General features: G+C 40.2%; 30 protein-coding genes and 1 other RNA gene. 21 read left to right on the forward strand and 10 right to left on the reverse strand.

Translation table 11 applies throughout. The features are described 5' to 3' along the window. The first annotated feature begins 7 nt into the window (after positions 1–7). The 6 genes from HMPREF2637_RS01580 to HMPREF2637_RS01605 all read left to right on the forward strand — a co-directional run bounded on the left by HMPREF2637_RS01580 (position 8) and on the right by HMPREF2637_RS01605 (position 4,630). Positions 8–964 carry a class I SAM-dependent methyltransferase gene (locus HMPREF2637_RS01580; protein ID WP_064523503.1) on the forward strand — a complete coding sequence of 319 codons (957 nt, stop codon included), beginning with the start codon at positions 8–10 and terminating at the stop codon, positions 962–964. Positions 965–1,020: 56 nt separating this feature from the next. Then, positions 1,021–2,214 (forward strand): acetate kinase, encoded by a 1,194-nt coding sequence (locus HMPREF2637_RS01585; protein WP_070838927.1) that lies wholly within the window; start codon positions 1,021–1,023, stop codon positions 2,212–2,214. 251 nt (positions 2,215–2,465) lie between these two features. Then, positions 2,466–2,663 carry a helix-turn-helix transcriptional regulator gene (locus HMPREF2637_RS01590; RefSeq protein ID WP_002885716.1) on the forward strand — a complete coding sequence of 66 codons (198 nt, stop codon included), beginning with the start codon at positions 2,466–2,468 and terminating at the stop codon, positions 2,661–2,663. Between the two features lie 11 nt (positions 2,664–2,674). Next, positions 2,675–3,331, forward strand: coding sequence for a CPBP family intramembrane glutamic endopeptidase (locus HMPREF2637_RS01595; RefSeq protein WP_014632546.1), 657 nt, complete (start codon positions 2,675–2,677; stop codon positions 3,329–3,331). Between the two features lie 77 nt (positions 3,332–3,408). Next, positions 3,409–3,855, forward strand: a complete 447-nt coding sequence (locus tag HMPREF2637_RS01600) for a hypothetical protein (protein WP_013991259.1) — start codon at positions 3,409–3,411, stop codon at positions 3,853–3,855. A gap of 112 nt (positions 3,856–3,967) precedes the next feature. Continuing rightward, positions 3,968–4,630 (forward strand): CPBP family intramembrane glutamic endopeptidase, encoded by a 663-nt coding sequence (locus HMPREF2637_RS01605; RefSeq protein ID WP_013991258.1) that lies wholly within the window; start codon positions 3,968–3,970, stop codon positions 4,628–4,630. A gap of 26 nt (positions 4,631–4,656) precedes the next feature. On the opposite strand, the gene proC is transcribed toward HMPREF2637_RS01605, so the two are convergent. After that, positions 4,657–5,427 carry a pyrroline-5-carboxylate reductase gene (gene proC, locus HMPREF2637_RS01610; RefSeq protein WP_013991257.1) on the reverse strand — a complete coding sequence of 257 codons (771 nt, stop codon included), beginning with the start codon at positions 5,425–5,427 and terminating at the stop codon, positions 4,657–4,659. A gap of 15 nt (positions 5,428–5,442) precedes the next feature. Beyond that, complete coding sequence (pepA, locus tag HMPREF2637_RS01615; RefSeq protein ID WP_021152626.1) at positions 5,443–6,510, reverse strand: glutamyl aminopeptidase; 1,068 nt, start codon at positions 6,508–6,510, stop codon at positions 5,443–5,445. Between the two features lie 99 nt (positions 6,511–6,609). On the opposite strand from pepA, the gene HMPREF2637_RS01620 reads away from it, so the two are divergent. The 8 genes from HMPREF2637_RS01620 (at position 6,610) to tadA (ending at position 11,708) form a co-directional block, all read left to right on the forward strand. Then, on the forward strand, positions 6,610–6,894 hold the full coding sequence (locus tag HMPREF2637_RS01620) for a DUF4651 domain-containing protein (RefSeq protein ID WP_021152625.1): 285 nt from the start codon (positions 6,610–6,612) through the stop codon (positions 6,892–6,894). Beyond that, positions 6,891–7,205, forward strand: a complete 315-nt coding sequence (locus HMPREF2637_RS01625; RefSeq protein WP_070475326.1) for a thioredoxin family protein — start codon at positions 6,891–6,893, stop codon at positions 7,203–7,205. Before HMPREF2637_RS01620 ends, HMPREF2637_RS01625 begins: the two co-directional genes overlap by 4 nt. Positions 7,206–7,208: 3 nt before the next feature. Next, positions 7,209–7,733 carry a hypothetical protein gene (locus HMPREF2637_RS01630; RefSeq protein ID WP_022496105.1) on the forward strand — a complete coding sequence of 175 codons (525 nt, stop codon included), beginning with the start codon at positions 7,209–7,211 and terminating at the stop codon, positions 7,731–7,733. Between the two features lie 31 nt (positions 7,734–7,764). Continuing rightward, a complete protein-coding gene (gene ytpR / locus HMPREF2637_RS01635; protein WP_070838928.1) occupies positions 7,765–8,388 on the forward strand; it encodes a YtpR family tRNA-binding protein in 624 nt (207 codons plus the stop codon). Positions 8,389–8,525: 137 nt separating this feature from the next. Then, the gene (locus HMPREF2637_RS01640) at positions 8,526–9,557 is read left to right on the forward strand and encodes a YeeE/YedE family protein (protein ID WP_070838929.1); all 1,032 of its coding nucleotides are present in this window, start codon (positions 8,526–8,528) and stop codon (positions 9,555–9,557) included. A gap of 14 nt (positions 9,558–9,571) precedes the next feature. Then, positions 9,572–9,799 carry a sulfurtransferase TusA family protein gene (locus HMPREF2637_RS01645; RefSeq protein ID WP_003095911.1) on the forward strand — a complete coding sequence of 76 codons (228 nt, stop codon included), beginning with the start codon at positions 9,572–9,574 and terminating at the stop codon, positions 9,797–9,799. Positions 9,800–10,027: 228 nt separating this feature from the next. After that, on the forward strand, positions 10,028–10,420 hold the full coding sequence (locus tag HMPREF2637_RS01650) for a single-stranded DNA-binding protein (protein WP_037601494.1): 393 nt from the start codon (positions 10,028–10,030) through the stop codon (positions 10,418–10,420). 769 nt (positions 10,421–11,189) lie between these two features. Further along, the gene (gene tadA / locus HMPREF2637_RS01655; RefSeq protein ID WP_014635105.1) at positions 11,190–11,708 is read left to right on the forward strand and encodes a tRNA adenosine(34) deaminase TadA; all 519 of its coding nucleotides are present in this window, start codon (positions 11,190–11,192) and stop codon (positions 11,706–11,708) included. An 86-nt stretch (positions 11,709–11,794) separates the two neighbouring features. On the opposite strand, the gene HMPREF2637_RS01660 is transcribed toward tadA, so the two are convergent. From HMPREF2637_RS01660 to HMPREF2637_RS01670, 3 genes are read right to left on the reverse strand one after another with little or no spacing between them, the layout of a single operon-like run. After that, positions 11,795–12,046: a hypothetical protein gene (locus HMPREF2637_RS01660; RefSeq protein WP_014635104.1), complete on the reverse strand. Its 252-nt coding sequence runs from the start codon at positions 12,044–12,046 to the stop codon at positions 11,795–11,797. Between the two features lie 47 nt (positions 12,047–12,093). Next, on the reverse strand, positions 12,094–12,261 hold the full coding sequence (locus tag HMPREF2637_RS01665) for a class IIb bacteriocin, lactobin A/cerein 7B family (RefSeq protein ID WP_002885883.1): 168 nt from the start codon (positions 12,259–12,261) through the stop codon (positions 12,094–12,096). A 19-nt stretch (positions 12,262–12,280) separates the two neighbouring features. Then, positions 12,281–12,439, reverse strand: a complete 159-nt coding sequence (locus HMPREF2637_RS01670) for a class IIb bacteriocin, lactobin A/cerein 7B family (RefSeq protein ID WP_014635103.1) — start codon at positions 12,437–12,439, stop codon at positions 12,281–12,283. Positions 12,440–12,759: 320 nt separating this feature from the next. On the opposite strand from HMPREF2637_RS01670, the gene ffs reads away from it, so the two are divergent. The 7 genes from ffs (at position 12,760) to HMPREF2637_RS01705 (ending at position 17,821) form a co-directional block, all read left to right on the forward strand. Next, positions 12,760–12,845: signal recognition particle sRNA small type (gene ffs, locus HMPREF2637_RS01675), an RNA gene on the forward strand. A gap of 14 nt (positions 12,846–12,859) precedes the next feature. Beyond that, on the forward strand, positions 12,860–13,699 hold the full coding sequence (locus tag HMPREF2637_RS01680; RefSeq protein WP_064523482.1) for a methyltransferase domain-containing protein: 840 nt from the start codon (positions 12,860–12,862) through the stop codon (positions 13,697–13,699). Positions 13,700–13,812: 113 nt separating this feature from the next. Beyond that, positions 13,813–14,565, forward strand: a complete 753-nt coding sequence (locus tag HMPREF2637_RS01685; protein ID WP_064523478.1) for an HAD family hydrolase — start codon at positions 13,813–13,815, stop codon at positions 14,563–14,565. A gap of 85 nt (positions 14,566–14,650) precedes the next feature. Next, positions 14,651–15,349, forward strand: coding sequence for a 2,3,4,5-tetrahydropyridine-2,6-dicarboxylate N-acetyltransferase (dapD, locus tag HMPREF2637_RS01690; protein ID WP_002886999.1), 699 nt, complete (start codon positions 14,651–14,653; stop codon positions 15,347–15,349). A 77-nt stretch (positions 15,350–15,426) separates the two neighbouring features. Then, positions 15,427–16,560, forward strand: a complete 1,134-nt coding sequence (locus tag HMPREF2637_RS01695) for an N-acetyldiaminopimelate deacetylase (RefSeq protein ID WP_064523475.1) — start codon at positions 15,427–15,429, stop codon at positions 16,558–16,560. 68 nt (positions 16,561–16,628) lie between these two features. Further along, positions 16,629–17,156, forward strand: coding sequence for a 5-formyltetrahydrofolate cyclo-ligase (locus HMPREF2637_RS01700; protein ID WP_064523472.1), 528 nt, complete (start codon positions 16,629–16,631; stop codon positions 17,154–17,156). Beyond that, complete coding sequence (locus HMPREF2637_RS01705) at positions 17,147–17,821, forward strand: rhomboid family intramembrane serine protease (protein WP_064523469.1); 675 nt, start codon at positions 17,147–17,149, stop codon at positions 17,819–17,821. Before HMPREF2637_RS01700 ends, HMPREF2637_RS01705 begins: the two co-directional genes overlap by 10 nt. A gap of 43 nt (positions 17,822–17,864) precedes the next feature. Here the strand turns inward: HMPREF2637_RS01705 and galU are convergent, their stop codons facing one another. From galU to HMPREF2637_RS01730, 5 genes are all read right to left on the reverse strand, one after another. Further along, the gene (galU, locus tag HMPREF2637_RS01710; protein ID WP_002888695.1) at positions 17,865–18,779 is read right to left on the reverse strand and encodes a UTP--glucose-1-phosphate uridylyltransferase GalU; all 915 of its coding nucleotides are present in this window, start codon (positions 18,777–18,779) and stop codon (positions 17,865–17,867) included. Positions 18,780–18,797: 18 nt separating this feature from the next. Continuing rightward, positions 18,798–19,820 (reverse strand): NAD(P)H-dependent glycerol-3-phosphate dehydrogenase, encoded by a 1,023-nt coding sequence (locus HMPREF2637_RS01715; RefSeq protein WP_064525582.1) that lies wholly within the window; start codon positions 19,818–19,820, stop codon positions 18,798–18,800. Positions 19,821–19,938: 118 nt separating this feature from the next. Beyond that, on the reverse strand, positions 19,939–20,499 hold the full coding sequence (locus HMPREF2637_RS01720) for an MptD family putative ECF transporter S component (RefSeq protein ID WP_002891982.1): 561 nt from the start codon (positions 20,497–20,499) through the stop codon (positions 19,939–19,941). A gap of 8 nt (positions 20,500–20,507) precedes the next feature. After that, positions 20,508–21,299 carry a formate/nitrite transporter family protein gene (locus tag HMPREF2637_RS01725; protein ID WP_064523466.1) on the reverse strand — a complete coding sequence of 264 codons (792 nt, stop codon included), beginning with the start codon at positions 21,297–21,299 and terminating at the stop codon, positions 20,508–20,510. 116 nt (positions 21,300–21,415) lie between these two features. Continuing rightward, positions 21,416–22,666, reverse strand: coding sequence for an NAD(P)H-dependent oxidoreductase (locus HMPREF2637_RS01730; RefSeq protein WP_064523464.1), 1,251 nt, complete (start codon positions 22,664–22,666; stop codon positions 21,416–21,418). Positions 22,667–22,675: the final 9 nt, after the last annotated feature.

A 22,675-nucleotide genomic window follows, 5' to 3' on the forward strand; every position in this document is an offset into this window, starting at 1 on the left:
GGAAATCATGAATTTTGAAGCAATTGAGACAGCTTTTGAGCTGTTGTTAGAAAATGTCCAAACCATTGAAAATGATCTTGGAACCCATGCTTACGATGCACTTATTGAGCAAAATTCCTATTATTTGGGAGCTGAGGTAGCTAATGAAGTCATCATCAAAAACAACGAGAAATTACGTGCTCTTGATTTAAGTAAAGAGGAGTGGCGTCGTGCTTTTCAGTTCTTGTTTATCAAACTAGGGCAATTGGAAGCTTTACAAGCCAATCACCAATTTACACCAGATGCTATTGGATTTATCATTCTTTACCTACTCGAAGGTTTGACCAAGGACGACCAATTAGATATTCTAGAGATTGGTTCAGGGACAGGAAACTTAGCTGAAACCCTTCTAAATAATAGTCAGAAAACCCTTAATTATATGGGAATGGAAGTTGACGATCTCCTTATCGATTTGTCAGCTAGTATTGCTGATGTGGTGAATTCAAGTGCAGTTTACATCCAAGAAGATGCTGTTCGACCACACATTCTCAAAGAGAGTGATGTTATTATCAGTGACCTACCTGTTGGGTATTACCCAAATGATGAGATTGCGAGTCGTTTCACGGTGGCAGCAACTGGTGAACACACTTATGCCCATCACCTTCTCATGGAGCAATCACTCAAGTACCTGAAGAAAGATGGTATTGCTATTCTTTTGGCACCAACTAATCTTTTGACAAGCCCACAAAGTGACTTGCTTAAGAAATGGCTATCAGGATATGCTGATATTATTGCCGTTATCACTCTTCCAGAAGCAGCTTTTGGCAATAAACATAACATGAAGTCTATCTTCGTGCTTAAAAAACAAACTGAAAATGCTCCAGAGACCTTCGTTTATCCACTTAGCGATTTGCAAAATCCAGAGATCCTCAAGGATTTCACAGATAATTTCCAAAAATGGAAATCAGATAATTCCATTTTCTAGCAAAACATGTTAGAATAGGACTATATTATTGAAAGCGTTTTACAAAGAGGTGGCTTATGACAAAAACAATAGCAATTAATGCAGGAAGCTCAAGCTTGAAATGGCAATTATATGAAATGCCAGATGAAGTTGTTCTTGCTAAGGGTTTGATTGAACGTATCGGCTTGAAAGATTCTGTTTCAACAGTAAAATTTGATGACCGTTCAGAATCGCAAACCCTAGATATTGCTGACCATGTTCAGGCAGTAAAAATCTTGCTTGATGATTTGATTCGTTTTGATATTATCAAGAGTTATGATGAAATTACAGGTGTTGGTCACCGTGTGGTTGCTGGTGGAGAATATTTCAAAGAATCAAGCTTGGTGGATGAAGATGCCTTGGCTAAGATTGAAGAATTGTCAGCCTTAGCACCGTTACACAATCCAGGTGCAGCTTCAGGTATTCGTGCCTTTAAGGAGCTCCTCCCAGATATTACGAGTGTTGCTGTTTTTGATACAGCCTTCCATACGTCTATGCCGGAAGTGGCCTACCGTTATCCAGTGCCTAATCGTTACTATACAGACTACCAAGTCCGTAAGTATGGCGCACACGGAACTAGCCACCAATATGTTTCTCAAGAAGCAGCTAAGTTGTTAGGTAAGCCAATTGAAGAAACTAAGATTATCACAGCCCATGTCGGAAATGGTGTTTCAATTACTGCCGTTGATGGTGGTAAATCAGTAGACACATCAATGGGGTTGACACCACTTGGTGGCGTTATGATGGGAACACGTACTGGGGATCTTGACCCTGCGATTATTCCATTTGTTATTGACCGTGAACCTGAGATGGCAGATGCTGAGCGTATCCGTCACGTCTTTAATAAGGAATCAGGTCTTCTTGGCATTTCTGAAAAATCAAGTGATATGCGTGATATCATTGCTGGTAAGAATGCTGGTGATAAAAAATGTGCCTTGGCCTATGATCTTTATGTGGATCGTTTGCGTAAATACATCGCTCAATACTTCGGTGTGTTGAACGGAGCGGATGCTATCGTCTTTACAGCAGGTATTGGTGAAAACTCTGCCGAGGTTCGTGCTTCAGTTTTGGATGGTCTCACTTGGTTTGGTATTGAAGTGGATCCTGAAAAGAATGTCTTTGGACATGTAGGCGACATTACAACAGCAGAGTCAGCTGTTAAAGTATTTGTTATCCCAACAGATGAAGAGTTGGTGATTGCGCGTGATGTTGAGCGCCTTAAAACTAAATAAGTTATCAAAAATTTGATAAGACCAGAAAAGTTGGCTGAGTAATTGGCCAGCTTTTTTGAATGCTCTGAAAGCATCATTTGTCGATGTCTATATATGTGTAATTCAATAAGTAAAGAAAACTTTACAAAAAAATGTAAAAGAGACTTTACAAAATATGTAAAGTAGACTATACTATAAATGTAAAGTTAACTTAACAAAGAAAAGTAAGGAGTTTAACTATTTGAGAATAAACGATAAGGTTGAGGTACCACATGGAAACAAAAATTCAGGAACTTCGCAAGGCTAATAAGATTAGTCAGGCAGAGTTAGCAGATGAAATGGGGGTCACGAGACAGACCATCATTTCACTCGAAAAAGGTCGCTATAATGCGTCGTTGGAACTGGCTTTTAAAATTGCTAGATATTTTGGAAAGACTATTGAAGAAGTCTTTATTTTTGAGGAAGATTAAGGAGAAAAGATATGTTTAAACAAGTCATGAAGAAAATTGGTGTTATTGTTTTAGCGCTCACTCTACTAATCTTAGATTTAACACTATTAGGTGCTTTCCCGCTACTTACTCAGGATGGTAAGTTTTCACTTGTGGAGCAAATAGGTTACGGTATTTGGGCATTAGGGAGTTTGGCTATTTTTATCGTGATTGCTTATAGATTTAAACTCTTATCGCTTAAAGAGATTAATTGGAGACGTCTCGTTGCGATTGCTTCTCTTAATCTCGTCATCTTTTTCCTAGGTGATCTTCTAGGGTATTTTATTGGTCAGTTAACACACAATGCGACTATGGAAAATCAAGATGCTTTAAATGATATCTTTGCCCACGTACCATTCTATCTTCACCTAGTAGTCGCCGGTTTTATTATTCCGATTATGGAAGAAATCATTTTTAGGGGACTCTTAGCCAAGGTGCTCTTTGGAAAATACTTTAAGACGGGTCTTGTTATTTCCAGTCTTCTCTTTATGGCTGGTCACTCAGCATTTACGCTTCAGACAATTGTCATCTATGGTATTATGTCAGCTGGTCTTGCGATAACATATTATAAGACTAAGCGTATCGAGTACAGTATGGGTGTTCATATCTTAAACAATAGCATAAGTGTACTACTCAGTCTTTTCGTTTAAGGTGAATAAGTGTTTAAAGTTGTCAGTGAAAAAAGTTATATTGCTCTTATAAAGGATAATAAAGGGAGTGTTAAGATATGTTAATAAAAATGTTAGTAGGAAAGAGAAAAACAGAGGATGAGTTTAAGAAATACATTACACGAGTAGCCTGTTCTCTTTTGTCTTTGGGTGTTTTGGGATTGTTTATTATTCGCTCTAACAGTCTTAGTGATTATGCTCTAGGCTTAGTTTTAGGACTTACCATTGGGGTTTATGTCTTGTCAATCTATTATTTTGCGACGCTTACTCATCCTAAACGTCTTCACCAGATGTATATTGCTGCCTATGATGAGCGAAATAAACAGATTTTAATGGCGACAGCAGTTGCAACTCTGATTTTAGAGTTTTTGCTTATCTTTGCTTTGATTGCTCTATATGCCTTTGTCAATATTCAGTTGCCATATGTTACAGTCTTATCAGTCTTGCTCTATGGCTTAGTATTGGGATTTGCTCTTATTCGTCTCATCCTATCTAAAATAGGATAAGAGCCTATATTATCTTGAAAAATTCACCTCTCGTTCTCTTTTTGTCTTGTCAAGTAAGTTTTGTTGTATTATAATAAAGATACAAATAAATGATGAAAAGAGGTGGATTCTCATGAACAAAGGGTCAATTCTCAAACGCTTTCTTTATTTTTTACTAGCTTTCCTAATACTAATTATTGATCAAGTTCCAACCATCTATTTAGGTGTCAAAGATATAAGGCTGGTCTGTCTCTTAATTTTTGTCTTGCTTCTTATGAGCGCAGGAGCTCTTTTCTTAGGAAAACGTCTTGGGCTTTTCGAAGGCTTTAAGGCCCTTTCTTCCCTGAAGGCCTGGGGGATGATTGGCTTGACCTACCTAGGTATTTATATCGTTACTAGGATTGGTTCTATGGTCATGATGATGGAAGGTGTTAGTAATAGCACCAATCAGGCAGCCATAGAAAATGCCCATATGAATCCCTTCCTCCTCATAACGTTTACGGTAATTATGGCACCGATTGTGGAAGAGCTGGTTTTTCGCGGGCTCCTCATGGGACGCGTCTTTAATCCATATTCTATTGTTGGCTTGATTGTTAGTAGTTTACTTTTTGGCCTTGTTCATATGCCGAATAGTATCGGTGTTTGGATTGTATATGCAGGTATGGGTCTTGCCCTTGGAATAGCATATCGTAAGTTTCAAAAGTTAGAGTACTGTATCATGGCCCATATCATTAACAATAGCATTGCGGTTTCAATGTTGTTACTCTTACAATTTTTAGCGCCATATATCAAATAAAGCTCGGAATCTTCCGAGCTTTTTTCTTATAGTTTTTTGGCTTTAGCAATGGTTGTATCAATACTTGAAACTACACTATGGGTGAGGCCTGTACGCTCAAGGTCCATGAGACCGGCGATAGTAGTCCCACCAGGGCTACAGACCTTGTCAATAAGATCATGTGGACTGTCGCTACCAAGACTGAGATTTTCAGCAGTAGCTAGAACCGTCTGTGTGGCAATGGTCAGAGCGACCTGCTTACTTAGACCATTTTTGACACCAGCCTTGGCTAGAGCCTCGATAAAGAGGGCGATGTAGGCAGGGCTAGAACCTGCTAGGGCAGTAAAGGTATCAAAGTCTTTCTCAGCCAATTCAACAGTGGTTCCAAAACTGTCTGTGATTTCCTTGGCAACTGCCAAAAGGTCCTCGGATACCTTATCATTAGTGCAAAGACCAGTAGTGCTTTTGAGGATCTGAGCATTAAGGTTCGGCATGATACGAATAAGAGGAAGGTCTGGACTGGTGAGGGAAGCAAGGCGTTCCAAGGTCACTCCAGCAGCCATACTTATGATAGGTTGATGAAAATTGAGATCGGCTAGTACCTTATCAAACATTTGAGGTTTGATACCAAGGATGACCAGGTCAGCATTATCCAACAATTCCTGATGGGAAGCAGCCGCTTCAACCTCTAGTTCCTCTGCAATCTGGCGTGAACGAGCCAAGGAAGACCCTGAAATAATGATACGATGTGAGCTTGTATTTAGGCCGTTGATAATGGCTGTCGCCATTTTCCCGACACCGATAAAACCTATAATCATGGGTTACTCCTTGTCTTAGTAGTTTTTAATTAAATCTACTGTTGAGCGATCCAATTTCTTAACAATAGCTTGTAAGAAGGCCTGTGCTTCTAGGAAGTCATCCATCGCATAAAGGGTTTGGTGCGAGTGAATGTAGCGGGCACAAACACCGATAGTTGTTGATGGAACACCAGCATTCTGCAAGTGAGCGGCACCAGCATCTGTTCCGCCCGCAGCACAGTAGTATTGGTATTTGATACCAGCTTCTTCAGCTGTAGTCAAAAGGAAATCTTTCATATTGGGCAACATGATGTGACCTGGATCGAAGAAACGAATAAGTGTACCATCACCTACCTTACCTTGATTACCATAGATATCACCTGCAGGAGAACAGTCCACTGCAAAGAAAACTTCAGGATCAAATTTAGTGGTAGAGACATGGGCACCACGTAAACCAACTTCTTCTTGAACATTGGCACCAGCAATTAGAGTATTGTTGAGTTCTTGATCCTTAACGTTTTCCAAGAGTTCACGAATCATGAGAACACCATAACGGTTATCCCAAGCTTTAGAAATGACATTCTTTTGATTGGCTGTGAGAATCGTTTCTGATTCAGGAATGATGACATCACCTGGGAAAACGCCGTAGGCATTTGCTTCTTCTTGGTTGGCAAAACCAGCATCAAAGACGATATCAGAAACACTGGGAAGACTTGAAGCTCCACCGCTAGCACGTAAGAAATGAGGTGGCACTGAACCTGAGATGACAGGATAGGTACGGCCGTCACGAGTGTGTAGAGTGAAGCGTTGTGAGCTGACAACAAGTGGGTTCCAACCACCAAGTTCAACGACACGGAAAGTTCCGTCTGCTTTGATTTCCTTAATCATAAACCCAACTTCATCCATGTGGGCAGCCACAAGCACCTTAGGGGCATTTTCTGCTTGGCTATGCTTGATACCGAAAATACCACCGAGACCATCTGTTTGGACTTCATCTACAAGTGGGGTGATGTTGTTGCGAAGGTAGTCGCGTACAGGAGCTTCAAAGCCTGAAGTAGCACTGAGCTCGGTTACTTCTTTAATTTTGTCAAATAGGGTAGTCATAAAATCCTCCTTGAGTAGTACTTGCTACTATTTTAGCACGATTCTCAAGAGATAGGTAGCCTCTCCCCATTCGTCTAAAATTATGGTAAAATGTTTCTTATGAAACGTAAAACATTGGCCTTGTTTGCTGGAGGCGTAGGAGCTTTAGGTCTCTTGGCAATGGCAGAGAAGTATAGACAGTCACGTACAGAAATGAAGAAGGCTGCATTAATCCAAGATATTAGACAAGAATTATCTCACTTGGGGACTATCGCAGTCCTTTATACAAATCCCACTGATAAGGAAAATCCAGGACTTACAGGAGGTATCGTCTTAGAGGATGGACGTTCCTATAGCTTTGTTTATGCAGAGGATATCTTGACCTATGAGGAGGAGCAGGCATGATTATTCCTAAGAATCTTGAAGAATTGGCAAGCTATGTTGAAAGTGATCAAAAGGTGGTTTTCTTTTTCACTGCCGATTGGTGTCCAGACTGCCAGTTTATCTATCCCGTTATGCCTGAAATTGAAGCCCTCCATCCAGATATGACCTTTGTGCGTGTTAACCGTGATGATTATATGGCTTTGGCGCAAACTTGGAATATTTTTGGTATCCCAAGTTTTGTCGTGACTCAGAAAGGTCAGGAATTGGGACGCTTGGTCAATAAAGCTCGTAAAACCAAAGAAGAAGTCAATGCCTTTTTGTCGGAGATTTAAAAGATGAAAATCAATCACTTTCCTAATATCTCTCTTGATATTTCAGAAACTAAAGAAAAGTATCTGACAGAAAAAAATGAGGAGATCATCGAAGAATTATGCCAAATTTTAGTAGAGCATTCCAAAATTGAAAGTGATATCTTCCTAAAACACCAAGAAATAAACACCTACAAAAAGGAAAATAATCTGCCTACACATCAAACTATTCCTGGGGAAATGGAGTTATTTGATGAATTTAAAGAGAAGTTGACTCCTTTAGCTCAAAAATACTTGACTGATAACTGTTATAAAAGAGGTTTTTCAGCTTCTTTTGGTTCTCCAGGCACCTATGATTTTGTGTTAGAGCCCTGTCGAGTTAAGTTTATTATGAAGAGTAAGGCTAAGATGTTTCTCGAATTTTCTTATGGGAATGACTTTTGGTACCATAAACAATTTATCGTAAAATTAACAGAGAGTGACTGGAAAATTGACAAGATTAGTTATCGCTATGGTAGTAATGACGATTCTTGGCATGTCAGTCGATTTTAAAATCTATAAAAGAACTATTGAAGGAGAACCCATGATTTTTGCATACAATAAGGAACAAGTTGGTGACGTTTTGTTGGTTATCTTGGAAAATACTAAGGACATCAAACGTAGCGTAGAACGTAAAGGTAAAGTGGCGCGTGTCACAGCTGATGAAACAGGCAAGACTCTTGCTTGGAATATTTTTGAAGCGTCAAGCCTCATTGATATTGAAGGTAACGGTCAAGTTTTCTTGTCAGACCAAGATGTAGCTGTTTTGAACGAGGAATTGGCTAAAGAGGGCTTTGAAGAGCGTTTGGAAAACACACAAGGTCCAGTCTTTGTGGTTGGACAAATTGATGAAATGGTTGCACATCCAGACAGTGACCACCTTAACATCTGCCAAGTGAACATCGGTGATAAGAAGGTCCAAATCGTTGCAGGAGCACCAAACGCAGCGCTTGGGCTTAAAACTATCGTAGCCCTTCCTGGTGCTATGATGCCTAGTGGTGCCCTTATCTTCCCAGGAAAACTTCGTGGTGAAGATAGTTATGGTATGATGTGTGCCCCACGTGAGTTGGCACTTCCAAATGCCCCACAAAAACGTGGTATTATTGAGCTTGATGATTCAGCAGTAGTCGGTGAGGCTTTTGATCCAGCTAAACACTGGAAAGGGTAAATAAGACAAGAAGCGGTAAGTAAGCCGCTTTTTTGTTTGTCATAAGGAAAGTTTATAGCTAATCATAAAAAAGAAAGATTATGCAAGTTATAATATTTTTCTTAAAATGTAATCAATATTTATTTTAGGAGGTACTTATGCTTACAACTATTCTTTCTGGTGGCCTCATTGGTCTGATATTTGGATTCATTTTGCAACGAACTCGTTTCTGCTTGACTGGTGGTTTCCGAGATATGTATATTGCACGTAATAATACATTATTTTACGCTTTTCTTATTGCAATCACAGTAGAAAGTATAGGAGTACTTTCCCTGATTCAATTAGGTATTATTGGAAACCCTTATGAAGAATTTTCCGTGTTAGGAGCAATTGTGGGTTCCTATCTATTTGGTATTGGAATTGTTCTCGCTGGGGGATGTGCCACAGGAACGTGGTATCGTGCCGGTGAAGGTCTCCTAGGTAGTTGGGTTGCACTATTCTTTTATATGACAAGTGCAGCGGCTATGAAATCAGGATTTCTTGTTCCTTTGAATCAATTAATAGCCAAGCGATGGGTAATTAATGATGATTTAGCTGGTCAATTAGGAATTCCGGTTTGGTATCTTCTTGTTTTCTTAGTAGCTATAACAAGTTTTGTTGTCATTCGAGAGTTACGTAAGCCCAGACGTCAGATTGCTTCGCTTCCATCAAAATATAAGGGAGTGAGACACTATCTTTTTGAGAAAACTTACCATAAATATTTTGCGGGACTTCTAATAGGTCTTGTTGCTTTTATTGCTTGGCCTGCTAGTCAGTTGACGGGTCGTGTTGGAGGGTTAGGGATTACAACTCCCTCAGCACATCTAATTAGTTATATTATTACAGGAGATAGTAAACAGCTTGGTTGGGGTGTTTTTCTTGTATTGGGGATTTTTCTTGGTTCCTTTCTTGCTGCAAAGGGTTCTCGAGAGTTTCGTTGGCGCTTGCCAGACTTGTCAACCATCGGTAAGAGCACACTAGGGGGGATTTTTATGGGAATCGGTGCTTCATGGGCTGGTGGCTGTACGATTGGTAATGGTTTAACAGCTACAGCAATTTTTTCTAGTAAGGGATGGATTGCTTTACCAGTGACTATTTTAGGTGTTTGGACGGCTTCCTATATTATCTTTGTAAAACCCAACAAAAATTAAGAGGAGAATATCATATGGCTTTGATAAAACTTGAAACGGGTGGATTGGTATGTCCATTCCCATTGATTGATGCGAAGAAAAAAATGGCTGAATTAGCTACAGGTGATGAGTTGTTGATAGCTTTCGATTGTACGCAAGCAACGGAAAGTATACCAAACTGGGCTGCAGATAATGATTATCCTGTGACGCGCTTTGAACAAGTCGGTCCTGCTTCATGGGAAATTGTGGTTCAAAAACGTTGAGTTAGTTAAACGAGTAGAGAAAATTTATCATTCAACTGCTGTCATGAAAATATCTGAGAGAGCAGTATTACTAGAAAAGTAATAGTCTCCTATTTACTAGGGATATTAGGATAATTTGGTTATGTAGATTGGAGTATTAGTAAGGATACTCTCAAAGGAATCTGTAAAGCTATTTAAAATAATCTATTTTTTACTTCCGCTTACGAATAGATAGGTGGAGGTAAAAAAATGTATAACAAAGTTATTTTAATTGGACGTTTGACAGCGACTCCTGAAATGGTAAAAACTGCTAGTGATAGGTCTTTTACACGTGTTACAGTTGCGGTTAATCGTCGCTATAAGACGCAAAATGGTGAGCGTGAGGCTGACTTTATTACAGTGGTTGTCTGGGGGCGTTTGGCTGAGACCTTAGTATCTTATGCTAGCAAGGGGAGTTTAATTTCTCTTGATGGGGAGCTTCGTACCCGTAAGTACGATAAGGATGGTCAAACCCATTACGTTACTGAAGTGCTTTGTTCCTCTTTCCAACTTCTGGAGAGTCGTGCTCAGCGTGCTGTTAGGGAAAATAATCCTGATAATGACTTGGCTGACCTCGTCTTGGAAGAAGAACTTCCCTTCTAGTTTATCCTTTGACTAGCTATCTAGGTCTCCTATCTTTGAAGCAACCTCTCTAAAAAATCATTATCTTGTTCCATACCTTGTTTTAAAGAATTGTTGGAGATAAAATATTAAACACTTGTTAGACTAATAAACAGTAAAATTAGATAAGACTTAGGATGATAGGTGTTTAATAGTGTAGATAGACTAGAAAAAATAGTTTATGAAGCTCTAAAAGGTTGATATATCAACCTTTTAAATGTTAAGCAAAATATTCAAAAGAATGCATACAATTAACAGTTGTTTCTAATGTATATCATTGTTTTATTACCGATTTTTAAATTAAATGATAGAGGTTTCATGATAAACTATAGGTGGGTAAGGAAAAAGCTATAAAAGTTACTTTTATAGTAGGCATTATTTGTTTGGAAGGAAAGTGTGAAATATCACAACTATAACGCTATCCTTGCAATTGTTTGAGACAGTTGCATTTTTGTTTATCGTTGTGAGGCCTTAGGCCTATATAATGATTTCACAGACAATTGACTATGACACTCCGACTGACATATGAATTAGGATGTTAAGCGGTCGTTGACTTTTCGTCTAGCCTTGGGGGAACACATTGGTGTGATTCCTAAGACTCACCAGACTAATGTGTTTGAAGCTAGGATGATTCGTCTTAGCTTTTTTTGTGTCCTTTAAAATGGAGGTCTTCGGTATTTCTTTTCTTATGCTATAATAGAAGGACTAAGTGAGATATTGTCTCGCAAATCTTGGAACGGGAGTGACACTAATGCTTGACTTTACCCAAGAAGAGAAAGACTTTTTTATGTCTGAAGCTCTTAAGGAGGCCGAAAAATCTCTAGATAAAGCAGAGATTCCAATTGGCTGTGTCATCGTTAAAGATGGCGAAGTCATAGGTCGTGGGCACAATGCACGTGAGGAGCTCAATCAAGCTATCATGCATGCGGAGGTCATGGCTATTCAGGAGGCTAATAGGACTGTGGGCAATTGGCGTTTGTTAGATTGTACCCTCTTTGTAACCATCGAACCCTGTGTCATGTGTAGTGGGGCAATTGGCTTGGCTCGTATTCCTAAAGTTATCTATGGAGCAAGCAATCAAAAGTTTGGTGGTGCGGGTAGCCTTTACGATATCCTAAGAGATGAGCGTCTCAACCATCGCGTAGAAGTAGAGACTGGTGTCATGGAGGAAGAGTGTGCTAAGATTATGCAAGACTTTTTCCGTCAGAGTCGTGAACGTAAAAAAGAAGCCAAACGATTGGCTAAATTGGAAACAAGGCAAGATATGTAAACAAAAGTGCAAGTCCAAAGGGACTTGCACTTTTTAATGGAAGAAGAGTATTTTTGTTTTCCTGAAGGCAGTTTAGGTCACTCTTTCTATGATTTTTTTTCTTTTTCTCTTGTTAAAAGAAAAATAGGCATAAAGAGGATTAGAGTACCAAAAGCGGACTTCAAATTAGTATCAATAATTGGTGTTCCTAATCGTACATGAAAGATAAGGTTGATTAGGAGTATCAAAAGTAGGCTACCGATAATTCCAGCTAAAGCTATTTTTACGAGTAAATAGTTATTCGTTTTAGGTGATTGATTAGCAGTAGTATCATTTGTTTGATTTTTTGTATGTTTCATGAATTATCATCCTCAAAATCTTTGAGATGTCAGCTGAGTTCTGTTAGTTAGTGGGTGAGGTTATAGAAAGACTTACCTGCAGCATAGCTAAGGTCATAAGTCAGTTTTGCAGCAGCAATGCCAACAGAAATAGCGGCCCAAGGAACCACTCCACCTGATACAGCTTCAAGTTCTTGAGTAGTCATGTTTTTACGATTGTTAATGGTCTTAGTCATTGTTCATATGTCCTTTCTTTTATCGCGCAGAGTCCATGTAGCCATTGTAGGCTCCAAGGCACATCATAGTTCCAATAGGTCCTGAAGCTAGGCAGAGCCCTCCAATGGCAAGGTTAGTCTTCCATCCGCCTCCTGTTACTGAGGCTAGGTCAGCTGCCTTCATTTCTTTATTAATCATTGTCATTCTCCTTTTTTTATTTTTGGTGAGTTTTTAAATCTCATACCCTCTCACCACGAGTTAAGAGATGTGTTAAACATGACTTCTCCTTTCAATAAAGTCAGCCATGTCACTAGCTTTTGGTGCTTTCCTCAAGCTATGGATTTATTATAAGGTGTCGAGAAATAAAAAAGTAGTGACATAAATGTCACCATGGTAAGTCTTATGTTTTATCGAAGTTTAGACTGATCGAAGGAAATAATAGGGATTGATAGGGGTAGGTCTAGCTAGTCTTATCATAAGTTCTCTACTTGCAATCACTTCAAATTATGGTATAATATTTTTCGGAGCAACATCTGTGCGTGAAGCGGGTCAGGGGAGGAATCCAGCAGCCCTAAGCGATTTCAGGTGTGTGCTCTTTTTTTGTGTCGAGGAGGATTTATGGCCAAATTTAGTGTTTTTAAAGATCAAGAGAGTCTTTTTGCTTGTCCTATCTGTCAAGCGCCAATGCATTTGGATTTGTCTAGCTTGGTTTGTCAGAATAGGCATACCTTTAATATCGCCAAGCAGGGCTTTGTCAATTTTTTGAGACAGACTAAGGGAGATAAGCACTATGATATGGCTTCTTTTGAAAAGAGGAGTCAGATTCTTGCGGCAGGCTATTACGATCCTATCCTGGAGGTGATTTCAGAGTGCTTGCGTGACCTTCCTGAACACTCGCACGTTCTAGATGTTGCCTGTGGTGAGGGATATTATAGCCGTCAGTTGGCTCAAGAGTTTGACAAGGATTTCATGGCCTTTGATTTGTCTAAGGATTCTATCCTTCTTGCGGCACGTCAAAATCCTCAGAAAAACGTAGCTTGGTTCGTTGGTGATTTGGCTCAATTGCCTTTACGTGAACACAGTATCGATGTGATTTTAGATATTTTTTCACCAGCTAATTATCAAGAATTTGGACGACTTTTGTCTGATCATGGCTTGATTTTCAAGGTTATTCCTCATGAGGATCATCTTAAAGAGTTTCGCCAACTGTTACCGGAGGCGCAGGCTTATTCGAACCAGGATGTTCTGGAACATTTTCAAGAGTCCTGTGAGCTTTTGGAGCGTGTGACGATTGCTAAGACTTGGTCTATGCCAGCAGAGCATGTTCAAGCATTTGCCGAGATGACACCTCTTTTCTTCCATGCCAATAAGGATACTTTGGACTTGACTTCAGTGACGCAATTAACTGTTGCGGGAGAACTGCTGATTGGCCGTATTAGAGATGATAAGCAATCCTAACAATCGTTGGGATTTTTTTGATGGGAAAATGTCTCAGTTAGCTTGTTTGGTCTTCCTAAAAGGTGTATGATGAGAGCAATAAGTAGGAAAGTTTCAGTAATGGGTAAAAAGCGATGAAAAACAGAGCCTATAAGAACTACATTTTTGATTTTTATGGTACCTTGGTTGATATCCTAACCGATGAGAAGGATCCTGTGTTATGGGATAAACTAGGCCAACTATATCAGGCTTATGGAGCGGCTTATGAGGGTGATGTTCTTAAAAAGGCTTATGCTAAGCGCGTGGATCAGGCCCGTAAGGAGTTAATAGAGCTCAAAGGAGTTGCTTATCCAGAAATTGATTTAGCCCACATTTTTAACCAGCTTTATGTAGATGCTCGGCCTCAGTCTAGTAATTCTAATCAGCCGGAAGATTGGGGACAATTGATAGCAATGGTCTTTCGCGTCTTATCTCGCAAACATGTGACGGCTTATCCCCATACCAAGGAGGTGCTAGCCTTTCTAAAAGAACAGGGCTGTCGGATTTATCTCTTGTCTAATGCTCAAGCAGCCTTTACTAACGCTGAGATTGACCTAATGGCGTTAAGATCTTATTTTGATGCTATTTACTTGTCTTCGGATGCCGGTATCTGTAAGCCTCAACCTGAATTTTTAAAGCAAGTTTTGGATGATTATGGGTTAAACCCGTCTGAGACTGTCATGGTTGGAAATGACTTGACGACTGATATTGCTGTGGCTGAAGCAGTTGGGATCGATGGTATCTTGCTCAATACCTTCCCTTATTCCCGTCGAGAACTGGAGAATTCCCCAATCAAGCCAGACCGAGTGATTACTGATATAGAGGCTCTAAAGACCAATTTTACATAAAAATACACTGTATTTGGCAAAAGCAAAGACAATTATCAGAATTTTTGGTATAATAATTCCTAACTTTATGTGAATGGAGAATCTCATGACTGCACAAAAAATGTCTGCACAAGAAATTATCGCTTTTATCGGTAATGCTGAAAAGAAAACGAATGTTAAAGTAACTTTTGAAGGGGAATTGGCAACTGCTGTTCCAGCTTCTGTCACTAAACTTGGTAACGTTCTTTTCGGAGACTGGAAAGATATTGAACCACTTCTTGCTAACTTGACTGAAAACAAGGACTATGTTGTGGAACAAGATGGCCGTAACTCAGCTGTTCCATTGCTTGATAAACGTCACCTTAATGCACGTATCGAACCAGGCGCTATCATCCGTGACCAAGTAACTATCGAAGACAATGCTGTTGTTATGATGGGTGCTGTTATCAATATCGGTGCTGAAATTGGTGCTGGTACTATGATTGATATGGGTGCTATTCTTGGTGGCCGTGCTACTGTTGGTAAAAACAGCCACATCGGTGCGGGTGCGGTCCTTGCTGGTGTGATTGAACCAGCTTCAGCAGATCCAGTTCGTATCGGTGACAACGTTCTTGTTGGTGCCAATGCTGTTGTTATTGAAGGTGTTCAAGTTGGTAACGGTTCAGTCGTTGCTGCTGGAGCTATCGTTACTCAAGATGTTCCTGAAAATGTGGTTGTAGCTGGTGTTCCAGCTCGTATCATCAAGGAAATTGATGAAAAAACACAACAAAAAACAGCACTCGAAGACGCTTTGCGTAACTTGTAACATATTGATAGTAGAGGCCTGTAGGGCCTCTATTTCTAGATTCTCTATAAAATAAGACAAATAAAAAGGATAAAAACATGACACTTGATTTAATTAAAATCAGACGAGACCTTCACCAAATTCCTGAAATTGGTTTGGAAGAATTTAAAACTCAGGCTTATCTCTTAGAGCGTATTGCTGAAATGACTGAAGGTAAGGACTTTGTGGAGCAACGTACTTGGCGTACAGGGATTCTTGTCTATCTTCACGGGCATGCTCCTGAAAAAACCATTGGTTGGCGTACAGATATTGATGGTCTCCCAATCGTAGAGGAAACAGGTCTTGACTTCAAGTCTACTCATGAAGGTCGTATGCATGCTTGTGGACACGATATGCACATGACCACAGCACTGGGTCTTTTGGACCAGATGCTTCAAGTACAGCCTAAAAATAACATGCTCTTCCTCTTCCAGCCGGCTGAAGAAAATGAAGCTGGTGGTATGCTTATGTATGAGGATGGTGCCTTTGGAGATTGGTTGCCAGATGAGTTCTATGGCCTCCACGTCCGTCCAGATTTCAAGGTAGGTGATATTGCGACTAACACAAGCACCCTTTTTGCTGGGACTTGTGAAGTCCTCGTTACTTTCAAGGGGAAAGGTGGACATGCGGCCTTTCCACATGAGGCCAATGATGCCCTTGTAGCAGCTTCTTACTTTATTACTCAGGTGCAAACGATTGTCAGTCGTAATGTTGACCCTATCCAGGGTGGGGTAGTTACCTTTGGTTCTTTCCATGCAGGAACTACTAATAATGTTATCGCTGAAACTGCAGAGGTTTATGGAACTATTCGTACTCTTACTCAGGAAATGAGTCTCCTTATCCAGAAGCGCGCGCGCCAGATTGCAGAAGGTGTAGCAGCTAGCTTTGGTATGGAAGTGGATATCATGTTAAAACAAGGTGGTTATCTTCCTGTGGAAAATAATCCAGCCTTGGCCAAAGAGTTGATGGCCTTCTTTGATGCTAGCCCAGAAGTTAACCTGATTGATTGTCCACCGGCTATGACTGGAGAGGATTTTGGTTATTTGCTTAGTAAGGTTCCTGGTGTCATGTTCTGGTTGGGAATCGACACACCATATGCACTTCACCATCCTAAGATGAGTCCAAACGAAGATGCCCTCGCTTTTGCAGTGGCTGAAATTGGAAAATTCCTTAAACACAAGGCAGAAGCCTAATCAGAGTCGATAAAGCTAAAAAATCTACCAAGTCTGACTTTTGGTAGATTTTTTGATATGATAAACCTATGAAAAATGAACTTAGAAAAACAGTCTTGGCTCAATTAACTTCACAAGAACCTGAGACTAAGGCTAAGATAGATAAACATCTTTTGGAGCAATTGATTGCCTTACCTGCTTATAAAGAGGCTCAGGTGATTGCGACTTATTTGTCTTTTCCTCATGAATATGATACCAGTCTTTTAATCAATCAGGCTTTAAAGGATGGTAAACGACTTTTGATTCCTAAAACATATAAACAAGGTCGAATGATTTTTGTGGATTATGATCCAGATAATCTTGTTGCTACCTCTTTTGGCTTGATGGAACCTGCGTCTGATTTGGCTGTGGAAAAATCAGAGATTGATTTGATTCATGTGCCAGGAGTAGTCTTCAATGCTGAAGGTTACCGTATTGGTTATGGAGCGGGTTATTATGATCGCTATTTGTCTGATTTTGAAGGGGCGACAGTGAGTACAGTTTACCCTTGTCAGAAACATGATTTTCAACCAGACAGCTATGATATTCCTGTTAAGGAGGTCATCACATGCAAGTAAATGAGTGGAAAAAATACCCAGCAACCTATCTATTGTTGGGGCTTACGACGTTGACTTTTATCTGTCAATATCTTTTAAATGGCTTTCAAGCGACCTCGCCTTTGAGCCTTTTTAAGATGGGAGCTATGTACGGTGCGTTTGTTCAGTACAGTCCCTTGAACCTTTGGCGTCTTGTAACACCAATTTTTGTGCATATAGGTGTTGAGCATTTTCTATTTAATATGCTTACTCTTTACTTTATGGGGAAAATGGCTGAGCAGATTTTTGGGACTCCACGTTTTCTAGGACTTTATTTGTTAGCTGGTGTTATGGGAAATGCCTTTACCTTACTTTTTACGCCTAATGTTATTGCAGCTGGTGCTTCGACATCCTTGTTTGGACTTTTTGCGGCTGTTGTGATTCTTGGTTATTACAGTCACAGCCCCTTGCTTAATCAGTTAGGCCGTAATTATTTGGCTTTGATTGTTATTAACTTAATCTTCAACCTTTTTACACCTAGTGTTGGGATTACAGGCCATCTCGGTGGTTTAGTTGGAGGTGCTCTTGCAGCTATCTTTTTGGCCAACAAGGTTGAAAGTCGCTTATTTAGTAGGGGTTGGCGTTCTACAGCTCTTTTAACTTATATTATTCTTTTAGTGACTATTATAGGTTTTACCTATCTTTAGATAATATGAAAAATCCATCGAAAATTTTTCGATGGATTTTATATTAGTCTTTTTGCTCAGGTTTGCCTTCGAGTTTGTGTCCCAAGTCAATAAGATATTTTTTAAGGTCTTCCTTAACTTGAGGGTGTTGGAGGGCGTAGTCAATAGAGGTTTTCATGAAACCAAATTTATCTCCTACATCGTAACGTTTACCTGTAAATTCGCGAGCAAAGACACGTTGCGTTTTATTGAGTTTATCAATAGCATCAGTCAATTGGATCTCATTACCTGCACCTGGTTCTTGTGTTTCCAAAATTCCAAAAATCTCAGGTGTCAGAAGGTAACGCCCGATGATAGCAAGGTCACTTGGGGCATCTTCTGGGTTTGGCTTTTCAACGAAAGTTTCCACGCTATAACGGCCATTGTGACCTTCACCATGAGGGGCGATAACACCGTAAGCTGAAACATCTTCGTGTGGTACAGGCATAACCGCAATAGTAGAAGCGTGTGTTTCCTCATAATCATCAATAAGTTGTTTGGTTAATGGAACAGCATTGTCATCGGTAATATCCATTAGATCGTCACCAAGCATAACAACAAATGGTTCGTTACCGACAAATGCTTTGGCTTGAAGTACAGCATCTCCGAGACCACGTGGGTGACTTTGACGGATAAAATGGAGGTTGATAGCAGTAGTATCATTAACCAATTTTAGCAGGTCTGTCTTACCTTTTTGTTCTAAGTTGTATTCCAACTCAAAGTTTGAGTCAAAATGGTCTTCGATAGATCGTTTTGACTTACCAGTCACGACCAAAATATCTTCGATGCCTGATTTGAGAGCTTCTTCAACGATAAATTGGATAGTTGGTTTATCAACGATTGGTAACATTTCTTTGGCCAAGGCCTTTGTAGCTGGCAAAAAGCGTGTACCAAGTCCTGCAGCAGGGATGACAGCTTTTTTGACTTTTTGATTCTTCATGAGAACTCCTTAGATTATTTATTTTTTATCCCATTCATTTTCAGAGCGCAATTCATTGGACATCATATTGAGAATAGATTCCTTGATGTCAGCACCCTCATAGATGGATTTGTAGATTGCTGTTGTAATTGGCATATAGACATTGAGTTCTTGAGCGATTTCGTAGGCAACCTTAGTAGTTGAAATCCCCTCGATTACCATACCCATGTTACGTTCAATGTTTTCTAGTTTTTCACCACGACCGAGCGCATCCCCGGCACGCCAGTTACGTGAATGGATAGAAGTTCCCGTAACAATAAGGTCACCAACCCCAGATAGACCGCTGTAAGTCAAAGGATCGGCACCGAGTTTCACACCAAGACGAGTAATTTCTGCAAGTCCACGAGTAATAACGGCTGCCTTAGCATTGTCCCCATATCCCATACCGTGGAGGGCACCTGCACCTACCGCGATAATGTTTTTAAGAGCACCAGCTGTTTCAACACCAATCACATCTGAATTGGTGTAGAGGCGGAAGTAGTTATTACTGAAAATGCCTTGGACATAGCGTGCCACTTCAAGATCCTTAGATGCTGCTGTAATCAAAGTGATATCGCGAACGATAGTTTCTTCAGCGTGGCTTGGACCAGATACGACAACAATGTCACTGCGAAGTTCCTCAGGAATCTCTTCTTCAAGGATTGTTGAAAGACGTTCGTGTGTTCCGGGTTCCAATCCTTTTGAAGCATGCATGACAACAACTTTGTGGTCCAAAAGTTCGGCAACTTGTTTAGCAACTAAGCGAGTAACCTTGGTTGGAACAACAAAGAGAACAGCGTCGACACTATCTAGGGCTTCAGACAGTTCCTTGTAGGCTTTAATGTTTTCATCCAAAACCACATCCTTGAAGTAGCGGGTGTTGGTGTGTTTCTCGTTAATTTCATCAATTTGTTCAGGGATGTTTCCCCAAATACGGACCTCGTGTCCGTTGTCGTTGAGTACCTGAGCAAGGGCAGTTCCCCATGAACCAGGGCCCAAGACAGCGATTTTTTGTTTTTTCATCATTAGGTCTCCCTTTAGGTCCTTTCTAACAAAATAGAAAAAGACTGTATTCTTTCTCATTATAACATAAGAAAAGCATGTTTGTCTTGTACTCTCTGTTAGGAAGGCTGATGGCCATTTATTTTTTCAGCCAATTTTGGGCAATGTAGCCTCCAATGAGGGCAGCCATGAGCGTTCCTCCAATCAGGATTAAGATATGACTGCCTGTAAAGGGAACCATAACTTGATTTACATAATCTTGAGTTTTCCCTTTGGCTAGGAGTTGTGCGATATAAGCTTTGGGCGCAAGCCACATGGTGATAATGGGTGCTAAGTTTCCTAGAGAAAAAATCATATAGGAGAGTAGATTAAGTTTATTATTCTCATAGTTCCCTTTCTTAGCTAGAAAATCAGCGACAAGGCCAGCTAAAAAGCTAGGAAGAAAGGCTAGAACAAAGTGCCCAGAGGCAAAGAAGAAGAGGGACATAAAGATACCCAGACAGGTAATAGCTCCAAATTGTTTTGTTTTTCTGATAAGCCCCAAATAGACCCAACCTGCAAAGATAGCAGCTAAAGCAGGCGTATGATACATATTTTTGACTTTGAAAAAGATTAAATCAATGGCAACTGCAAGGGCTAGGCAAATAAAATAGAGTAGAATAGCTAGACTGGTTTGTTTGATGAATGTCTTTTGACGCATGAGGTCTCCTAATCAATGTGAGGTGTTTTAGTTTTATTGAGCCAAGAGTATGCCAAACCAATGAAAATACCTCCGCCAATCCAGTTACCGAAGAAAACGACTATCCACTGACGTAGAATATTTGCCAAGGTGAAATTATCCACAGCACCACGCACACCGTTGAAACCGAGCAACATGAAAGAGGCAAAGTTAGCAATCAAGTGTTCGTTAATCAAGAAGACAAACATAAAGATTGCTGATAGAGCAATGAAAATTTTAGCAGATTCTTCTTTGAGGAGCATGTAGCCCAAGATGGCAATATTAACGAACATATTAGCTGTAATACCTTCTGTAAAGTTCATCCAATCTGTTTTTCCAAGCTTGGTTGAGACAGCAGTAACTAAGAAACTCTTGTCAGTCAAATGTTGGAAAGAGAAGGATTGGTTGAAGAACCAGGCCAAGATAAGGGCACCGACAAAATTAAAGAAGGTACAGTAGAGGAGGATGGTACACATCTTGCTCCATTTGATTTTACCATAATAGGCACCACTGGTCAGGAACATCATGTTTGAAGTAGCCAACTCTCCATTGAAAATGAGAGCGAAGACCAGTCCGATGGCAAAGATAAAGGCAAAGACAAAACGAGAAAGGGCTGGAATACCTGTAGCGATAACATCAGCACCAATAACTCCTACAGCAGTTGACATAGTAAGATAAGCTCCAGCGAGCATAGAGCGCAAGGCATAGCGCCCCAGACTTTCGTCAAAGAGAGCTTCTTTTTTAGCACAAGCAGCGAATACTTTTTCTTGAAATTGAGACATAGGTTTACCTCTAAAATGTGTGGCTTGGAGCATGGCAAATGCGCAAACTCGAGTGAAAATGAATCTAAGATGACCATGAAAAAAAGTCAGGACAGTTGTCCCAACTTTTCCAAGTCTTAATATGAGGATGCTCCAGATGTTGCATCTGCGGCTGGGGCTGCGTCGCCACCATGACCACCCGCATCTGATGCACCAGATGTGGCGTCGCTACCGCCATGACTAGCTGCAGCTGGTGCAAAAGGACCGCTTCCTCCGACAAGGCGTTGACCAGTTGTTTCGAGATACCAGTCAAGCCATGGTTTAAAGTTAAAGACGATTTCATTGATTCCTGCATAAGAACCATCATCATAGTACATAGCCTGATAGTTATGCGTATTGATAACTCCTTCAGGTGACCCTGGAACAATCGTACGAACATATTCTTGGTTACCATTACGAAGTGTACCGATAACCCATTCCACATTTTTCATACGAGCTGGTGGAAGTGAGCCGTGAACAGTTGACATACGGCTACCAGATTGAGGTGGCACACGTTTGGCAAACATAGTGTCAGGATCTTGATGGGCGTTATTGTAGTAGAGGAACTGGTTGTTATCATCGGCATAGGTCAATTCAAATGGCATAGCCTTGAGGAACATGTCAATTTGATTAACCGTCAAAATACCGTGGTCCAATTTCACGTAGGTATCACCAGATACCGCACCAGTGATTTCAGCTACTTTTTCTACCCACTCTGGATCGTCAGGATCAACATCGGTAACAGTTGTAGCGATTGGGTTGTTACAATCCAAGTCTTCAGGTTCAATTGGTTTTGGTTTTTTCAATTTAGAAACCACTCCTACATATTGGACAAAATTATCTAAGCATTGTTCAAGGAAGTTAACAGTGCCTTCATTGGTAATGTTACCCTCAAGGTCAAAGGCTTCTTTAGCCTTACCAAGCAAGAATTCATTACCTGGAAGAGTATAGGCGTTGACACCAGGTGCTTCAAGGATTTTACGCAAATGCACTTGGGCACGAGAAGTCCCTTGGTCGTAGTATGAAGCACCAACAATCATTACAGGTTTGTTTTCAAATGGGTGCACTTCGAATGAGAGCCACTCCAAAACTGATTTAAGTGCTGCAGAGATAGTGTGGTTGTGCTCAGGTGTTGCAATGATAACACCGTCAGCGCGTGTAATTTTGTTATTAAGTAAGCGAAGTTGGAAGCTTTCATCCCATTTTTCATCTTGGTTAAACATAGGAACTTCATCAATTTCCAAAACTTCAAGTTCAAATTTTATTTTAAAATGTCTTCTGATAAATTCGAGCAGTTTACGGTTATATGATTGGTCATAATTTGCTCCAACGAGTCCAACAAATTTCATAGTTTCTAT

The sequence above is a fragment of the Streptococcus sp. HMSC065H07 genome, assembly GCF_001837325.1.
GTDB lineage: Bacteria > Bacillota > Bacilli > Lactobacillales > Streptococcaceae > Streptococcus > Streptococcus salivarius_H.

What these genes read in the sequence shown, in the direction of transcription:
- HMPREF2637_RS01605 (WP_013991258.1), top strand. Translation starts at nt 3,968, where the DNA reads ATGAACAAAGGGTCAATTCTCAAACGCTTTCTTTATTTTTTACTAGCT.
- HMPREF2637_RS01600 (WP_013991259.1), top strand. Translation starts at nt 3,409, where the DNA reads ATGTTAATAAAAATGTTAGTAGGAAAGAGAAAAACAGAGGATGAGTTT.
- HMPREF2637_RS01725 (WP_064523466.1), bottom strand. Translation starts at nt 21,299, where the DNA reads ATGTCTCAATTTCAAGAAAAAGTATTCGCTGCTTGTGCTAAAAAAGAA.
- HMPREF2637_RS01620 (WP_021152625.1), top strand. Translation starts at nt 6,610, where the DNA reads ATGAAACGTAAAACATTGGCCTTGTTTGCTGGAGGCGTAGGAGCTTTA.
- HMPREF2637_RS01645 (WP_003095911.1), top strand. Translation starts at nt 9,572, where the DNA reads ATGGCTTTGATAAAACTTGAAACGGGTGGATTGGTATGTCCATTCCCA.
- HMPREF2637_RS01700 (WP_064523472.1), top strand. Translation starts at nt 16,629, where the DNA reads ATGAAAAATGAACTTAGAAAAACAGTCTTGGCTCAATTAACTTCACAA.
- HMPREF2637_RS01650 (WP_037601494.1), top strand. Translation starts at nt 10,028, where the DNA reads ATGTATAACAAAGTTATTTTAATTGGACGTTTGACAGCGACTCCTGAA.
- HMPREF2637_RS01670 (WP_014635103.1), bottom strand. Translation starts at nt 12,439, where the DNA reads ATGATTAATAAAGAAATGAAGGCAGCTGACCTAGCCTCAGTAACAGGA.
- ytpR (WP_070838928.1), top strand. Translation starts at nt 7,765, where the DNA reads ATGATTTTTGCATACAATAAGGAACAAGTTGGTGACGTTTTGTTGGTT.
- HMPREF2637_RS01730 (WP_064523464.1), bottom strand. Translation starts at nt 22,666, where the DNA reads ATGAAATTTGTTGGACTCGTTGGAGCAAATTATGACCAATCATATAAC.
- HMPREF2637_RS01715 (WP_064525582.1), bottom strand. Translation starts at nt 19,820, where the DNA reads ATGAAAAAACAAAAAATCGCTGTCTTGGGCCCTGGTTCATGGGGAACT.
- galU (WP_002888695.1), bottom strand. Translation starts at nt 18,779, where the DNA reads ATGAAGAATCAAAAAGTCAAAAAAGCTGTCATCCCTGCTGCAGGACTT.
- HMPREF2637_RS01660 (WP_014635104.1), bottom strand. Translation starts at nt 12,046, where the DNA reads ATGAAACATACAAAAAATCAAACAAATGATACTACTGCTAATCAATCA.
- proC (WP_013991257.1), bottom strand. Translation starts at nt 5,427, where the DNA reads ATGATTATAGGTTTTATCGGTGTCGGGAAAATGGCGACAGCCATTATC.
- tadA (WP_014635105.1), top strand. Translation starts at nt 11,190, where the DNA reads ATGCTTGACTTTACCCAAGAAGAGAAAGACTTTTTTATGTCTGAAGCT.
- dapD (WP_002886999.1), top strand. Translation starts at nt 14,651, where the DNA reads ATGACTGCACAAAAAATGTCTGCACAAGAAATTATCGCTTTTATCGGT.
- HMPREF2637_RS01705 (WP_064523469.1), top strand. Translation starts at nt 17,147, where the DNA reads ATGCAAGTAAATGAGTGGAAAAAATACCCAGCAACCTATCTATTGTTG.
- HMPREF2637_RS01640 (WP_070838929.1), top strand. Translation starts at nt 8,526, where the DNA reads ATGCTTACAACTATTCTTTCTGGTGGCCTCATTGGTCTGATATTTGGA.
- HMPREF2637_RS01590 (WP_002885716.1), top strand. Translation starts at nt 2,466, where the DNA reads ATGGAAACAAAAATTCAGGAACTTCGCAAGGCTAATAAGATTAGTCAG.
- HMPREF2637_RS01665 (WP_002885883.1), bottom strand. Translation starts at nt 12,261, where the DNA reads ATGACTAAGACCATTAACAATCGTAAAAACATGACTACTCAAGAACTT.
- HMPREF2637_RS01680 (WP_064523482.1), top strand. Translation starts at nt 12,860, where the DNA reads ATGGCCAAATTTAGTGTTTTTAAAGATCAAGAGAGTCTTTTTGCTTGT.
- pepA (WP_021152626.1), bottom strand. Translation starts at nt 6,510, where the DNA reads ATGACTACCCTATTTGACAAAATTAAAGAAGTAACCGAGCTCAGTGCT.
- HMPREF2637_RS01720 (WP_002891982.1), bottom strand. Translation starts at nt 20,499, where the DNA reads ATGCGTCAAAAGACATTCATCAAACAAACCAGTCTAGCTATTCTACTC.
- HMPREF2637_RS01625 (WP_070475326.1), top strand. Translation starts at nt 6,891, where the DNA reads ATGATTATTCCTAAGAATCTTGAAGAATTGGCAAGCTATGTTGAAAGT.
- HMPREF2637_RS01685 (WP_064523478.1), top strand. Translation starts at nt 13,813, where the DNA reads ATGAAAAACAGAGCCTATAAGAACTACATTTTTGATTTTTATGGTACC.
- HMPREF2637_RS01580 (WP_064523503.1), top strand. Translation starts at nt 8, where the DNA reads ATGAATTTTGAAGCAATTGAGACAGCTTTTGAGCTGTTGTTAGAAAAT.
- HMPREF2637_RS01695 (WP_064523475.1), top strand. Translation starts at nt 15,427, where the DNA reads ATGACACTTGATTTAATTAAAATCAGACGAGACCTTCACCAAATTCCT.
- HMPREF2637_RS01630 (WP_022496105.1), top strand. Translation starts at nt 7,209, where the DNA reads ATGAAAATCAATCACTTTCCTAATATCTCTCTTGATATTTCAGAAACT.
- HMPREF2637_RS01585 (WP_070838927.1), top strand. Translation starts at nt 1,021, where the DNA reads ATGACAAAAACAATAGCAATTAATGCAGGAAGCTCAAGCTTGAAATGG.
- HMPREF2637_RS01595 (WP_014632546.1), top strand. Translation starts at nt 2,675, where the DNA reads ATGTTTAAACAAGTCATGAAGAAAATTGGTGTTATTGTTTTAGCGCTC.